This window comes from Rathayibacter sp. Leaf248, from assembly GCF_920939495.1.
Lineage (GTDB): Bacteria > Actinomycetota > Actinomycetes > Actinomycetales > Microbacteriaceae > Rathayibacter > Rathayibacter caricis.
In genome coordinates this window covers 864,966-877,218 of record NZ_CAKLAV010000002.1, presented here as the reverse complement: position 1 = coordinate 877,218, position 12,253 = coordinate 864,966, and the positions used below count along the sequence as shown (strand labels likewise).

The window sequence follows — 12,253 nt, the reverse complement described above, 5'->3', positions numbered from 1 at the left end:
GCTGCCGATGGTGCGGAAGGAGCGGATCAGCTGGTCGCCATGGTGCCCAGCGTCGCGTCGAGCTCGTAGCTCTGGCCGCTGCGGACGTAGGTGATCTGCACGTCGGCCTCGGCCGCGCGGGCGCGCACCTGCGCGGTCAGGTCGGACGCGTTCGTGATGGGAGTGCGGTCGATCCCCGTGACGATGTCGCCCGCTCGGAGACCCGCGGCCTCGGCGGCGCCGCCCGACGTGACCTCGCGGATGGCCGCACCGAGGACGTCCTCCGTGGAGTCGGTGACGCTCGCCCCGAGCAGGCCGTGCGTCGCCGATCCGTTCTCGATGATCTCCTTCGCGACGCGCTCGGCGACCGCGCTCGGTACGGCGAAGCCGACTCCGATGTTGCCGCTCTGGTCGCCCGAGCTCGAGGAGCCCGCGCTCGCGATGGCGACGTTGACCCCGATGAGCTCGCCGTCGCTGTCGAGCAGCGCGCCGCCCGAGTTGCCCGGGTTGATCGCCGCGTCGGTCTGGATGACCGGCAGCGAGATCGTGCTCGTCGCCTGCGTCTGCGGAGCCTGACCCGGGATGTCGAAGTTGAACGGGCTGTCGGTGCCGCCGCTCGAGCTGTCGCCGGAGTCGTCGGGCGCCGCGGAGGAGGCGACCTGGATGCTGCGGTTGAGCGCACTGACGATGCCGTCGGTGACGGTTCCCGAGAGGCCCAGCGGCGCTCCGATCGCGACGGCGGTGTCGCCGACGTTGATCTCGGAGGAGTCGGCGAAGGTGATCGGAGTGAGATCGCTCGCGTCGGCCAGCTTGATGACGGCGAGATCGAGGGTCGGGTCGGTGCCGACGATGGTCGCGTCGAAGATCCGGCCGTCGCTCGTGGTGACCGTGACCGCGGCGTCGGCGACGCCTCCGTCGAGGGTGACGACGTGGGTGTTGGTGAGCACGTAGCCGTCGTCGGACAGGACGATGCCCGAGCCGGTGCCCGCCGATGAGCCGCCGCTCACCGCGATCGTCACGACGCTCGGAGTCGCCTTCGCGGCCACCGCGGTCGCCGTCGTCGCGTCCTCGGCGTTGTTCACCGTGATGGTCTGACCGCCGCCGGCGGAGACGACGCGGGTGGCGGAGCCGTTCGAGGCCGACCAGAGGCCGAACACTCCGGCGCCTGCCACTCCCCCGACGACCGCGCCGATGGCGAGGGCGGCGACGACGCTGACGCCGGCACGGCGCTTGGCGGGTGCGGGCGCCGGCGCGGGCGGCTGCTCGCCGCCGGGGCCGAACGCGCTCGAGGAGGGCGGGTTCTCGGAGCTGTGGACCGTGCTCGCCGCGGGCGGTGCGTACTGGCCGTACCGGGGGGCGGGTGCGACGGGGCGCGCCTCGTCACCCGCGGTGGAGGTGGGCTGGGGGGCCGCCGCAGGGTGCGCGGGTGCCTCGTGGCGGGGCGCGGACGCCTCGGGCAGCGGGAGGGTGGGGTGCTCGGACCCGCGGCCCTGCTCGGCCGCCGGGGACGCCTGCGGGTCCGTCGGCGTGGTGGGATCCTCGGGCTGACGAGGACCCTCGTGACTCTCGGTCATGGGTAGTGCTCCTTCCAAGCTCAGTCAGCTTGGCCACCGAACCTGGGGGTTCCTTATGACCGGGCTGGAAGCGGGACTCGAAGTCGACGCCCGCCCGAGCGTGCAGACTGGGGCCGTGAGCATCCACGGATCCTGGACCCGCGCCGCCGCGGGCGCCGGCCTACTAGGTCCCCGCGGCGAGGTCGCCGCCACCGTCTTCAGCGAGATGAGCGCGCTCGCGCAGCGCACCGGCGCGATCAACCTCGGTCAGGGCTTCCCCGACGAGGACGGACCGCGAGAGGTGCTCGAGACCGCGCGGGAGGCCATCGCATCGGGACTCAACCAGTACCCGCCGGGTCCGGGCTTCCCGGTCCTGCGCACCGCGGTCGCCGCGCACCAGGAGCGCTTCTACGGTCTCCAGCCCGATCCGGACGGCGAGGTCCTCGTCACGACCGGCGCCACCGAGGCCCTCGCCGCGACCCTCCTCGCCCTGCTGGAGCCCGGGGACGAGGTCGTCACGTTCACTCCGCATTACGACGCGTACGGGGCGCTGATCGCCCTCGCCCGGGGCGTGCACCGGACGGTGCTGCTGCGCGGACCGGATTTCTCGGTCGACCACGCGGAGCTGGAGGCGGCGGTCACGGATCGCACGCGCGTCATCCTCGTCAACGACCCGCACAACCCGACCGGCTCGGTGCTGCCGGTCGAGACCCTCGAGCTGATCGTCCGGCTCGCACACCGGCACGACGCTCTGATCGTGACCGACGAGGTCTACGAGCACCTCCGCTTCGACTCGCCGCACCTGCCGATCGCGACCCTGCCGGGGGCGTGGGCGCGCACGCTGACGATCTCCTCCGCCGGCAAGACGTTCAGCACCACCGGCTGGAAGATCGGCTGGATCACCGGGCCGCGCGAGCTCATCACGGCGGTCCTCGCGGTGAAGCAGTTCCTCACCTACGTCAGCGGCTCGCCGTTCCAGGGGGCGGTCGCCCGGGGTCTGGGGCTCGACGACTCCTTCTTCCGCGGGATCGCGGGCACCCTCGAGCGCAAGCGCGACATCCTCTCGGCCGGTCTCGCGGCCGCGGGCTTCGGGGTGTCGCCCTCGTCCGGGAGCTACTTCGTCGTGGCCGACGTCGCCCCGCTGGGCTGGACCGACGGGACGGCCTTCTGCCGGTCGCTGCCGGAGCTCGCGGGTGTGGTCGCGGTGCCGGTCTCGGCCTTCTGTCGACCCGAGGACGCGGCCGGGTACCGCTCGCTGGTGCGCTTCGCCTTCTGCAAGCGGTTCGAGGTGCTCGAGGAGGCGGCCGGGCGGCTCGCCCGCCTGGGGGCCTGACGGGGTCTTCCGCGGACCCGTCGGCAGCTCCTACAGCGGACGGACCGTGAAGCGCCGCAGGGCGAGCGCCGGGTTCTTCGCGCGCGCCGCGTCGATCCGCTCACGGGACAGCCAGGCGACCGCCACGTCCTCTGCCTCGCCGAGCGTCGCGATCTCGACGCCCATCGGGTCGACGATCATGCTGTTCCCGACGCCGATCGGCGGCGTCTGGTCGGCGGCGACGAGGTAGATCGTGTTCTCGAGCGCCCGTGCGGTGACGAGCGTGCGCCAGTGCGCCTCCTTGAGCGGCCCCCTGACCCACTCGGCGGGCGCGGCGACGACATCCGCCCCCGCGTCGACGAGCCAGCGCGTCACCTCCGGGAAGCGGAGGTCGTAGCAGGTCTGGAGCCCCACGACGAGGTCGCCGACGGCGAAGGTCTCGGGCACGCCGATCTCGCCGGGGGCGATCCACTCCGACTCGGTCTGCCCGAACGCGTCGTAGAGGTGGAGCTTGCGGTAGTGCGCGACCAGCGCGCCCTCGGGATCCACGGCGACGAGCGTGTTGGCGACGCGACGCTCATCCTCGATCGCCTCGACCATGCCGGCGACCACGAACACGTCGAGCTCGCGGGCGATCGCTCCGAGCCCCTGCACGAAGGCGCCGTCGATCGGCTCTCCTGCGGCGAGCGTCCCGGGACCGAGCGGGTCGGCGAAGGACGAGCTGTACTCGGGGAGCACGACCACGCGCGCGCCGCGCTGCACAGCGACCTCGACGAGTCGCCGGATTGTCGCGAGATTCGCGTCGCGGTCGGCGACCGGCGCGAACTGGGCGACGGCGAATCCGATGCCCGCAGCGGGTCGGGTGGACACGATCAGCTCGGCGGGTAGAGGAAGAGCGGCACGCTCGAGGCCGGGATCGTGCGCGTGTGGTACGAGTGGTCGTTGCCCCAGTTGTACTCCTCGAGCGAGACCGTGCCGTCGGAGTTGACCGACTGCACGTACGCCACGTGGTTGCCGGTGAACCAGGCGACGCTGCCGGGGACCGGGGTGGTGCTGGTCTGCCATCCGTGGGAGGCCCACTGGCCCGCCCACGCGTAGGCGCTGCCGCCGCCCGGGGTCATGTTGCCCCAGGTCCACTTCCACGGCGCACCGGTCGAGCCCTGGTCGCGGTTGAGGCGCCACGCCACGAAGTCGACGCACTCGCGGTAGTAGTAGCGCAGCGGCGAGAGGCCGCCGCCCTGGTCGTCGGTGAGCTGGTCGCGCCAGGGGTAGTCGTCGCCCTCCTCTCGGGGAGTGACGGAGGTGCTCGAGGAGCCGGGTGCCGCCGTCGGGTCCGCGGCCGCCGACGCTGCCAGCTCGGCCTCGCGGGCGGCCTTCTCGGCGGCCTCGGCGAGAGCGCGCGCCTGGGCGGCCGCCTCGTCGAGCTGCTGCTGGGTGGGCGCGGTGAAGGAGTCGCGGATCACCTGCTCCTGGGCGGCCGATGCCGACACGGTGAGCTTCTGCGTGCCGAGAGCGCGGATGCGCGCCTCCGCCTCGATCGCGGCCTGCGAGTCGTCGGCGGGGTCGAACGAGTAGGCGGGGAGCGCCATGACGGCGACCATGCCGGCGATCGCGGCCACCGCGGCGGTGCTGACCGCTCCACGGAGCACCGCGGCCTTGCGGCGGCGCACGGGCGGAAGGGAGGGGACCCGCGGAGCGAGGACGGGCGAGGTCACGGCGAGGACGGGAGCGTCCGGGGCCGCGCGGCGGCCGGCGGCGGCGCGAGCGGGTCGATCGCCGCGGTGGGCGGCCTCTCCCGGGACGGAGTCGGAGAGCGAGGACGCCGGCGACGCCTCGGCGGCCCGGCGACTGCGCCGGGTCGGGTGGTCGATCGCTCCGGATCCGTCGCCGGCCGTCGGAGTCCCGTCCACCTGTTCGTCCGTCACACCGTCACCCTTCGCGTCCCCGTCGAGGATACCGGCCGACCACCTCCGACACACCGCCCTGCGACACCCGGCACGGCGACCCTCCTCACCCGTCCCGGAGGGGATGGGCGAGCTCGTCCGGGCCCAGCCGTGCGAGCAGGAGCGTGACGACCGCCGACACCGCCGCGAGCACGCCGACCACCGCGAACGTCGGCGCGATCCCGACCGCTTCGCCCACCGGGCCCGCGACGGCCATCGAGACCGGCATCAGAGCGAGGGACACGAAGAAGTCGAGGCTCGACACGCGCCCGAGCAGCGCCGACGGCACCCTCTGCTGCAGGAGCGTCCCCCACAGCACCTGCGCCGCCGCCCCGGTGACGCCGTCGAGGAAGAGGATCGCCGCGATCATCCACAGCTGGTCGACGACGCCGAGCAGGACGAAGGGCAGCGCACCGAAGCCCCACAGCAGGATCATCGTGGTCAGGTAGCGGCGCGGCACGGGGCGCGAGGAGACGACGAGGGATCCGACGACGCCGCCCACGCCGTAGGCCGTCAGGGCGAGCGCGTAGCCCGAGGCGCCGGTCCCGGTCTGATCGCGCACCGCGAAGGGCACGAGCACCTCGATCGGACCGACGACCAGGAACACGAGGACGATCGCGAACAGCAGCGTCGCGAGCAGCCACCGCGTGCGCACCATGTAGCCGAAACCTTCGCGGAGGTCGCGGACCGCCGAGCCGAGCGCGCTCCCTCCGGCGTCTGCGGCCCGCTCGAACGGGACGGGTCCTACCAGGAGCAGTCCCGCGAGTGCGAGCGCGTACCCGACCGCCGCGACGGCGAACGCCGCCGACGGCGCCGACACCGCGATCACCGCACCCGCGATCGCGGGCCCGGCGGCGCTCTGAGCGATCGGGCGCAGAGCCCCCTCGACGCCGTTCGCGGCGAGGAGCTGATCGGCCGGCAGCAGGCGAGGGAGGAGCGCGGAGTACGCCGGGAAGAAGAACGCCTCGCCGACGCCGAGCACGAACGCGACCGCGGTCAGCTGCCAGACCGTGAGGATCCCGGCCGAGGAGAGGGCGACCGCGGCGAGGACGACGAGCACCCGCACCGCCTCGACGACGATCAGGATGCGCCGCTGCGGCACCCGATCGGCCAGCACTCCCCCGAGGAGGACCGCGAGCACGAGGCCGAGGGCGCTGGCCGTCGCCACCAGCGAGACGTCCCCGGGGCCGCCGCCGAGGGCGATGACCTGCCAGACGAGGGCGACGATCCACACCCCGCTCGCGAGGAGGGAGAGGCCGAGGGAGCCGGCGAGGAAGCGGTAGCCGCGCGTCTCGAAGGGGCGGAGCGCGCGAGGGAGGGCCGGGGCCATGCCGATCCCTCCTCCGCGGTGGTGACGCGGGCAGCCGACCAGAGTAGCGTCTGGCCCGAGAGGGCGGCAACGGCGCCACCCGCGGAGGGAAGTGGTGCACCGTGGTCCGGAGCGAACGCGTGTTCAGCGGATTCAGCGTCGACGACATCGAGGCGGCGAGGGCCTTCTACGGGACGACGCTGGGGTTCGACGTGTCGCTCAACTCGATGGGCATCCTCGAGATCGCCCTCCCCGGCGGAGGGCATGCGATCGCGTATCCCAAGCAGGACCACGTGCCCGCGACCTTCACGATCCTGAACCTCTCGGTCGAGTCGGTCGACGACGCGGTGGCGGAGCTGAACGGCGCCGACGTCGTGACGAAGATCTACGACGACGACGAGCTCCCGACCGACGCGACCGGAGTGATGCGCGGACACGGCCCGGAGATCGCGTGGTTCCGCGACCCGGCAGGCAACGTGCTGAGCGTGATCGACGCGGACTGAACCGGAGCTCGATGCGCCCGCTGCCCGGGCTGCTCGATCAGCACGAGGAGAGGCGACCTCCACGGGCCGGGCACGCGGAGGCAGACCTCCAGACAGGAGACCCCGTCTGCCTGCTGGTCGAGTAGCCCCTCAGGGGCGTATCGAGACCCGCATCCCCTGACCGTCGGGCACCGTGCCGCGACCCTCACAGCACGGAGTGCGGGAGGCGGGGCTGCTGGAGTACGTGGATCTCGATACGCCCGCTGCGCGGGCTACTCGATCAGCAGGAGACGCGGGCTGCTCGATCGGCGGAGGGGCGACCAGCGGCTGTCCGTTAACGACGAAACCCGGCCTCCGAGGAGACCGGGTTTCGCTTTCTTGTTGCGGGGGCAGGATTTGAACCTACGACCTCTGGGTTATGAGCCCAGCGAGCTACCGAACTGCTCCACCCCGCGGCACAAGAGAAGACATTACACGCGGATCCCGAGCGATGCAAATCGAGGAGCAGGAGGCGCGAGGGTCCGACCGTCAGCGGGGCTTCGCGGCCGTGATCGCGAGCGCCAGAGGGAGCCACTCCCGATCGGGCCAGGACCAGGCACCGTTGCTCTCGACGAGCTGCGGAACGACCCGCCAGGGTGCGATCGGCTCCTCGCGGAGCTCCGAGATCGACAGACCAGCGCCCAGCAGCGCCGACACGATCGAGCCGATCGGGTGGCTGAACTCGTGGGCGCGGACGTTCTCGAACGAGGCGTCCGACACCGCGTAGTCACCCGAGTTCTCGACGACGACGGGCTCGCCGCGGCCGTCGTAGGGCTGCTGGAACCGCGGCTCCTGCCCCTCGGGCGAGCCGGTGAAGACCGCCGCTGCGGGGTGCGTGTCGACGAAGACGAAGGAGCCGCCGGGAGCGAGGAACCACTCCACGATGCGCGCCCACTCGACGAGGTCCGGCAGCCAGACGACGGTGCCCCAGGTGGTGACGACGACGTCGAACGAGTCGGGCTCCGGCAGCATGTGCCGCAGCTCGTAGAGGTTGGCGCAGACGAAGCGGGCGCGGTCCGTGAGGCCCATCTCCGCCGCGAGCTCGCGCGCCTTGCGCACGGCCGGCATCGAGAAGTCGACTCCGATGACGTCCGCGCCGCGCTGGGCGAGCGCGAGGGTGTCGGCGCCGAAGTGGCACTGCAGATGCAGCACCCGCTTGCCCTCCCAGCCGTCGGGCGCGACGCGGGCGAGCGACTCCTCCTCGACGGGGAAGAGCCGGCCCGCCCCGCCACGCAGCGTCGACAGGTCGTAGAACGAGCTGTCGACGTGCGCGGCGACGCGCTCGTCCCAGAGGGCGCGGTTCAGATCGAGCCACTCCCCCGAGCGCAGGTGCTCGCCGCGGTCGACCTGAACCATCGTGCTACTGCGCCCCCTCGGCCTCGAGGGCCCGGGCGAGGGCCTCCGTCAGCTGCTCGTCGGCCGCCGCGAACGCGGTCAGGTCGCCGGCGCGCAGGGCCGCCTCGCGAGCGTCGAGCGCGGTCCGGGCGTCGCTGAGCGCCTGCTGCAGCGGCGTCTGGTCGCCGGTGTCGGCGTCCGATCCACCGGTCTCGGTGTCCGTTCCCGGATCCGTCCCACCGTCGGTGCCCGGGTCGGTGCCGGTGTCCGGAGTCGTGGGCGTGCCCGTGTCGCCGGCCGTCGCTCCCGAGTCGCCGCCGAAGAGGCTGTCGAGCGCGGCGTCGAGGGTGTCCTCGAACGCGATGTCGTCACCGAACGCGACCAGCACCTTCTGGAGGAGCGGGAAGCTCGTGTCGCCGTTGGAGCGGACGTAGATCGGCTGCACGTACAGCAGACCGCCTCCGACGGGGAGCGTCAGCAGGTTGCCCCGGGTGACCGTGGTGTCACCGCGCGACAGGATGTTGAGCTCGTTCGCGACAGTGGGGTCGGTCGTGAACGCGTTCTGCACCTGGCCGGGTCCGGGGACCGTGTCGTCCTTGGGCAGCTCGAGGAGGCGGAGCGTGCCGTAGCCGTCGGCGACCTCGCCGTCCGCGGATCCAGCGTCGGAGTCGGCCACGAGGTAGCCGGTGAGCACGTTGCGGCTCGTCTGGCTGCCCGCGACGCTCGCCGGGATGTACGTCGAGTAGAGCGAGTACGACGGGACGTCCTGGTCGGGGGTCTGCAGCGTCAGGTAGTACGGCGGCTGCAGGGTGTCGCCGGTCGCGGCGGCCGTGGTCGCGGCTCCGCTCGTCGGGTCGTTCGGCGTCGACCAGGCGTCCTCACGGGAGTAGAAGGACCCCGCCTCGGTCACGTGGTAGGTGCCGAGCACCGCGCGCTGGACCTTGAAGAGGTCCTCCGGGTAGCGGACGTGGCTGATCAGGTCGGCCGACATGTCGCTGACCGGCTTCACCGTCGACGGGAAGATCTTCTGCCAGGTCTGCAGGATCGGGTCCTCGGTGTCCCAGGCGTACAGGGTGACCTTGCCGTCGTAGGCGTCGACCGTGGCCTTCACCGAGTTGCGGATGTAGTTCACGTCGTCGGTCGGGAACTGCTGCTGGGTGTTGGTGTCGGCGATTGCCTGCGAGAGGCTCTGCACAGCGGAGTAGGGGTATTCGGCCGACGTGGTGTAGCCGTCCACCACCCAGACCACGCGGTCGTCGACGACGGTCGGGTACGCGTCGGAGTCGAGGGTCAGGTAGGGAGCGACCTTCTGCACGCGGTCGACCGGATTGCGGTCGTAGAGGATCTGCGACTCGCTGTTCACGCCGTCCGACAGGAAGATCTGCTCGGACTGGAACTTGATCGCGTAGACGAGCTTCTTGAAGACGTTGTCGAGCGACGGACCGCCCTCGCCGTCGAAGGTCGTGTACGTCTGCTGCGCCCCGTCGGTGCCCGAGGGGTAGTCGAGCTCGATGTCGCGCGACTCGGTGCCGCCGACGATCGAGTACGCCGGCGAGTTCTCGCCGAAGTAGATCCGCGGCTCGTAGTCGCCGAGGTCGCCGGTCGTGGGCACGCCGGACTCGATGAACACGGGCTCACCGTCGGCCGAGCGCTGGTTGCCGTAGGCGGCGACGAGGCCGTAGCCGTGGGTGTAGACGAGCGTCTGGTTGTACCAGGTCTGGTTGTTGCCCAGGCCGTTGAGGTTCAGCTCGCGGACGCCGACGACCGCGTCCTGGGTGGAGCCGTCGATCGAGTAGCGGTCGACGTCGAGCGAGTTGCGGTCGTCGCCGAAGGAGTAGTACTGGCGGAACTGCTGGAGCTGCGAGAACGCGTCGGTCACGACCGCGGGGTCGATGATGCGGATGTTCGCGGTGGTCTCCGCGTCCGATCGCAGCGCCCCCGGAGCGGCATCGGTCGTTGCGTCGTACGGGATCACCTCGACGTCGTCGACGCCGTAAGCCTGCCGGGTCATGTCGATGTTGCGCTGGATGTACTCGGACTCGAGCGTGCGCTCGTTCGGCACCACCTGGAAGGTCTGCACGACCCAGGGGGCGAGCGACCCGACGAGCAGGCTCGACACGATGAGCAGCGCGGTTCCGATGACCGGGAGGCGCCAGCGGCCGATGAACGCCGTGACGACGAAGAGGACCGCGACGAGCGCCGCGACCAGCGCGAGGATCTGCAGACCCGGGATCGTGGCGTTGACGGTGGCGTAGGTCGCTCCGGTGATGCGCGCGCCCTGGTCGGTGAGGGTCGCGTACTGGTCGAGCCAGAGGCTGACCGCCTGCACCAGCAGGTAGAGCGCAGCGATGATGGCGACCTGGATGCGGGAGGACTTCGAGACGCGCACCTCGCGGCCGTTCACGCGGATCGCTCCGTAGAGGTAGCCGGTGGCCAGGGTGGCGAGCGCCGAGATGATGAGGACGGCGGAGGCGAAGCCGACGATGCTCTGGTAGAAGGGCAGCTCGAAGAGGTAGAAGGACGTGTCCAGACCGAACTGCGGGTCGACGTCACCCGAGGGCGTGCGGTTCCAGAAGGTCAGGCTGGTCTGCCAGCGCGACGCGGAGGACACTCCGGCGAACAGGCCCAGGACCGCGGGGATCCCGAAGGTCGCGAGGCGCCGCAGCGGCTCGACCACCTGCTGGTAGCGGTCGATCTGCGAGTTGAGCTTGGCGTAGACCGGCCGGAGGCGGTAAGCGAGGCTGAGGCTGATGAAGACCGGGACCGCCATCGCGACGAAGCCGATGGCGAAGAGCCCGCCCGCGGCCGCCCACTGCGTCGTGAGCACGGAGAGGAAGCCGAGCTGGTCGTACCAGAGGATGTCGGTGTACAGACCGGCGAAGACGAAGAACGCCACCACCAGAGCGGCCACGACCACGACAGTGACGGCGAGGGCGCTCCGTCTCTTCCGCGGCGGGGTTTCGGTTGCTGTGGAACTCACGGATAAGCCTCTTGCTGTCGAGATGTGAGGGGAGGGCACCCATGCTATGCGACGGGTGTCCGGCCCACCTGAGCGTCGGCCCCGACCGCCGGGAGTCGCAGATCAGTCGATCGGCTCGGCCGCGTCGCAGGTCGGCAGCCCGGAGACGTCGTCCGCGGCGATGCCCTCGAGCGCGGCGAGCGCCTCGTCGAGCGTGGAGACGCTGAGCACCTGCAGGCCGTCCGGCACGTGACCGACGACCTCTCCGCAGTTCTGCGCAGGAGAGAGGAACCAGTCGGCTCCGGCGTCGACCGCTCCGAACATCTTCTGCCGGATCCCCCCGATCGGCCCGACCTCGCCGGCGGCGTCGATGGTGCCGGTGCCGGCCACCTCCGCTCCTCCGTTGAGCGACCCCTCGGTGAGCTTGTCGATGATGCCGAGCGCGAACATCATGCCGGCGCTGGGGCCGCCCACGTCGTCGAGCTGGATGTCGACCTCGAAGGGGAAGTCGAACGCGGCGCCGGCGACGATGCCGAGGACCGCGGAGCCGTCGCGGTCGACAGGCACGACGCGGACGTCCTGCTGCTCCCCGTCGCGCTCGACGGTCAGGTCGACGGGCGAGCCCGCTCCGGACGCCTGCACCGCCTCGCGCAGCGCGGCCACGTCGGCGATCGGCTCACCCCCGACCGCGACGACCGCGTCTCCGGGCTCGAGGACGTCGACCGACGGCGACCCCTCGGGGATCTGCACGACGGACACGCGCTGATCGACCGGGTACCCCAGCTCAGTCAGCGCGGCGGCGATCGCCTCCTGCTGCGAATCCGTCATCTCGGCCTGGTTCGCCTCGTCGCGCTGCTCGACGGTGACCGACCGCGGGAAGATCGACTCGACCGGCACGACCGCCTTGCTGCGATCGAACCAGGCGCCGACGATCTCGACCCAGCTCGGCAGGCTCTCGGGGTTGCCGACGACCGAGACGGTCAGCATGTCGAGGGTTCCGGTGGTGGGGTAGGTCGGCTCGTCGGGGATGGAGATGAGGGGCACGTCCTCGCCGTCGGCCTCGCTCGTGCCCAGGGTGTCGAAGACGGGGCCCGGCTGCTCGATGACGTAGGGGGCCGGGGCGACGCCCAGCACCACGACGAGCGCGACTCCCGAGAACAGCACGGCCGGCCCCACCCAGGCCCGCCGCTCCCGCGTGGGAGAGCGCCGGGGATCGTCGGAGAACAGCGTCACGGGGGCCTTCCTCAGGGCGTGCGGGGAAGCTCCGCCGGAGTGTTCGCGGCGGGCGGAAGCGGGCCCTGCGGTTGCGGTCGTCTTCAGGCCGATCGCCCGGGCACTCGGG

The 12,253-nt window shown here is 71.6% G+C and carries 9 protein-coding genes and 1 tRNA gene; 2 read left to right on the top strand and 8 right to left on the bottom strand.

The features are described 5' to 3' along the window. Positions 1-26 precede the first annotated feature (26 nt). On the bottom strand, positions 27-1,553 hold the full coding sequence (locus LRG51_RS17090) for a S1C family serine protease (RefSeq protein ID WP_082481579.1): 1,527 nt from the start codon (positions 1,551-1,553) through the stop codon (positions 27-29). Positions 1,554-1,668: 115 nt separating this feature from the next. Here LRG51_RS17090 and LRG51_RS17085 point away from each other — a divergent pair, with 115 nt between their 5' ends. Next, positions 1,669-2,865, top strand: coding sequence for an aminotransferase class I/II-fold pyridoxal phosphate-dependent enzyme (locus LRG51_RS17085; RefSeq protein ID WP_055793937.1), 1,197 nt, complete (start codon positions 1,669-1,671; stop codon positions 2,863-2,865). A gap of 30 nt (positions 2,866-2,895) precedes the next feature. On the opposite strand, the gene LRG51_RS17080 is transcribed toward LRG51_RS17085, so the two are convergent. From LRG51_RS17080 to LRG51_RS17070, 3 genes are all read right to left on the bottom strand, one after another. Further along, positions 2,896-3,714 (bottom strand): carbon-nitrogen hydrolase family protein, encoded by an 819-nt coding sequence (locus LRG51_RS17080; RefSeq protein WP_230673919.1) that lies wholly within the window; start codon positions 3,712-3,714, stop codon positions 2,896-2,898. Positions 3,715-3,716: 2 nt separating this feature from the next. Then, entirely contained in the window at positions 3,717-4,769 is a 1,053-nt protein-coding gene (locus LRG51_RS17075) for a CHAP domain-containing protein (RefSeq protein WP_230673916.1), read from the bottom strand. Between the two features lie 85 nt (positions 4,770-4,854). After that, a complete protein-coding gene (locus tag LRG51_RS17070; protein ID WP_230673912.1) occupies positions 4,855-6,117 on the bottom strand; it encodes an MFS transporter in 1,263 nt (420 codons plus the stop codon). Between the two features lie 101 nt (positions 6,118-6,218). Between LRG51_RS17070 and LRG51_RS17065 the strand changes: the two genes are divergently transcribed. Continuing rightward, a complete protein-coding gene (locus LRG51_RS17065) occupies positions 6,219-6,599 on the top strand; it encodes a VOC family protein (protein WP_230673909.1) in 381 nt (126 codons plus the stop codon). A 360-nt stretch (positions 6,600-6,959) separates the two neighbouring features. On the opposite strand, the gene LRG51_RS17060 is transcribed toward LRG51_RS17065, so the two are convergent. From LRG51_RS17060 to LRG51_RS17045, 4 genes are all read right to left on the bottom strand, one after another. Further along, positions 6,960-7,033, bottom strand: a tRNA-Met gene (locus tag LRG51_RS17060). A gap of 73 nt (positions 7,034-7,106) precedes the next feature. Next, complete coding sequence (locus tag LRG51_RS17055; protein WP_230673906.1) at positions 7,107-7,973, bottom strand: class I SAM-dependent methyltransferase; 867 nt, start codon at positions 7,971-7,973, stop codon at positions 7,107-7,109. A gap of 4 nt (positions 7,974-7,977) precedes the next feature. Then, positions 7,978-10,932 (bottom strand): UPF0182 family membrane protein, encoded by a 2,955-nt coding sequence (locus LRG51_RS17050; protein ID WP_230673903.1) that lies wholly within the window; start codon positions 10,930-10,932, stop codon positions 7,978-7,980. 102 nt (positions 10,933-11,034) lie between these two features. Further along, on the bottom strand, positions 11,035-12,144 hold the full coding sequence (locus LRG51_RS17045) for a YlbL family protein (RefSeq protein ID WP_055793647.1): 1,110 nt from the start codon (positions 12,142-12,144) through the stop codon (positions 11,035-11,037). Positions 12,145-12,253: the final 109 nt, after the last annotated feature.

Coding starts and splice junctions, on each gene's coding strand:
- LRG51_RS17090 (WP_082481579.1), bottom strand. CDS start 1,553: ATGACCGAGAGTCACGAGGGTCCTCGTCAGCCCGAGGATCCCACCACG.
- LRG51_RS17070 (WP_230673912.1), bottom strand. CDS start 6,117: ATGGCCCCGGCCCTCCCTCGCGCGCTCCGCCCCTTCGAGACGCGCGGC.
- LRG51_RS17055 (WP_230673906.1), bottom strand. CDS start 7,973: ATGGTTCAGGTCGACCGCGGCGAGCACCTGCGCTCGGGGGAGTGGCTC.